This is a genomic window from Bradyrhizobium sp. Crot121, assembly GCF_059512385.1.
The window spans coordinates 1-998 of sequence record NZ_JCAMOR010000269.1; the positions used below are offsets into that span (position 1 = coordinate 1).

1 pseudogene is annotated in these 998 nt (G+C 55.6%); it reads right to left on the reverse strand.

Going from position 1 to position 998, the window contains the following annotated elements:
• Positions 1–280, reverse strand: a pseudogene (locus AC5ZGW_RS46450) (DUF1254 domain-containing protein); the annotation flags it as partial.
• Positions 281–998: the final 718 nt, after the last annotated feature.

Genomic DNA, 998 nt, shown 5'->3' on the forward strand with positions numbered 1-998 from the left:
CACGAAAAGATGCGTTAGGGTATTGGCGCAGGTTGATGATCTGACCCATCGGGCCGCGTGTGCCCTCTACTTTTGGCCGGTTTGTAATAACCCTGCGCGTCATCTCCACTGTGACGAGCGGATAGCCATAGATGTAGGCGTCCGTGGCCAGCCAAAAGTCCTCGGCTCCCTCCACGATGTCAAATATCGGTCCGTCCTCCGCCCGCAGCGGGGACAGACTCAGGGCGGAGCAAGCTGCAAGAAGCCCGGCTTTCAGTGCAACACGGCGACTTATGTTCATCGCTCTCTCCTGTCAGGATGCCGGGGACGGCATTTGTCGTCCTTGGCGTGAAGCAATTGCTTCTAGATCATCCTCGACCAGCCATTTCGGTCAGATCAATTGATTGATCTAGATCAATGGTCCGCTTCAGACCTTATCCACCTTTAGGGTATGAAGCGCTCACCTCTGGCCAGCTCGAAAGACGAAGCGATGTCGCCCAAGCCGGCGCGCTCGGAGGAGGAGGCGCGTCGGGTTATAGAGGAGTACGCGGACGATCTGCGGGAAATCATCAAAGAGCTTCATCAGTGGCTAAATTGAGCCGCTGCCCCGTTGCCGCTTCTTCGCTTTCAAACGTCGCCTTCTGGCCCAAATCCGAAGTCCACCGCGGCTTTCAAACTGTCACCTTCCGGAGGTAAAGCGGAAACGGTAGGCCGACCGCCGGACGGCGCTTTTGACCCTGGCTGTGCAAAACGCGAAATATCGAAACGCGACGAGAATTACGTTCTTCAGCTCGTTCTTTAAGTTCAGTGCCGTTGCGAGTTGGAGGGCTAAGAGGCTCTTGGACGAATAACTTGTTCGATGGCGCATCAAGTGCTGAGCGTTTTCACACAGCCAAGACCCTGACCAGAAGTTAATTGTTCGTAAAGGCTAGTCAGCCGCCGCGTGCGCAAGCACGGCGTCGAGCGGCGGCCGTAGCATTCGCCAACAAGAAGAGTCGTGTTGCCTTTGTGAAATTGAT